Origin of the sequence: Nitrosomonas eutropha (assembly GCF_003201195.1) — a bacterium.
Taxonomy (GTDB): Bacteria; Pseudomonadota; Gammaproteobacteria; order Burkholderiales; family Nitrosomonadaceae; genus Nitrosomonas; species Nitrosomonas eutropha.
The window spans coordinates 1-1,145 of record NZ_QICQ01000083.1 but is presented as its reverse complement, the minus strand read 5'-3'; the positions used below and the strand labels follow the sequence as shown (position 1 = coordinate 1,145).

Below are 1,145 nucleotides of genomic sequence, written 5' to 3'. Positions count from 1 at the left end.
GGCGACACCGTGGTGGTGCATAGCATGGACAGGCTGGCACGCAACCTTGATGACCTGCGCCGCATCGTCCAAGGGCTGACACAACGGGGCGTGCGCATGGAGTTCGTCAAAGAAGGGCTGAAGTTCACCGGCGAGGACTCACCGATGGCCAATCTGATGCTGTCGGTCATGGGAGCCTTCGCTGAGTTCGAGCGCGCCCTGATCCGCGAACGTCAGCGCGAGGGAATCGTGCTGGCCAAGCAGCGCGGTGCCTACCGGGGACGAAAGAAATCGCTGAACAGCGAACAAATTGCCGAGTTGAAACGGCGAGTTGCGGCAGGCGACCAAAAAACCTTGGTGGCCCGTGACTTCGGCATCAGCCGCGAAACCTTGTACCAGTACCTGCGGGAAGACTGACCATGCCACGCCGCTCAATCCTGTCCGCCACCGAGCGCGAAAGCCTGCTGGCACTGCCAGATGCCAAAGACGAACTGATACGGCACTACACGTTCAACGAAACCGACCTGTCGGTGATCCGTCAGCGTCGCGGCGCCGCGAATCGATTGGGCTTCGCTGTGCAGCTTTGCTACTTGCGATTCCCTGGCACCTTTTTGGGCGTCGATGAGCCTCCGTTTCCGCCCCTGTTGCGCATGGTGGCCGCGCAACTCAAGATGCCAGTGGAAAGTTGGAGCGAGTACGGCCAGCGCGAACAGACACGGCGGGAGCACTTGGTCGAGCTGCAAACGGTTTTTGGGTTCAAGCCCTTCACCATGAGCCACTATCGGCAAGCCGTGCATACATTGACCGAGCTGGCCTTGCAGACCGACAAAGGCATCGTGCTGGCGAGCGCACTTGTCGAGAATCTGCGGCGGCAGAGCATTATCCTGCCCGCCATGAATGCCATCGAGCGCGCAAGCGCCGAGGCCATCACCCGTGCCAACCGACGCATTTACGCGGCGCTGACCGATTCTTTGTTATCACCCCACCGTCAGCGCCTGGACGAACTTCTCAAGCGCAAGGACGGCAGTAAAGTGACGTGGCTGGCATGGCTGCGCCAGTCGCCTGCCAAACCGAACTCTCGCCACATGCTCGAACATATTGAGCGCCTGAAATCCTGGCAAGCACTTGATCTGCCCGCAGGCATCGAGCGGCAGGTTCACCAGAAC

General features: G+C 60.3%; 2 protein-coding genes. Both read left to right on the top strand.

Annotated features, from left to right (window positions below; genetic code table 11):
* A partial coding sequence (locus tag C8R14_RS13305; protein ID WP_094766375.1) for a recombinase family protein occupies window positions 1-396 on the top strand: 396 nt, incomplete at its 5' end.
* A gap of 2 nt (window positions 397-398) precedes the next feature.
* Window positions 399-1,145: DUF4158 domain-containing protein (locus C8R14_RS13300; protein ID WP_146208376.1), on the top strand; the 747-nt coding region annotated here is incomplete at its 3' end.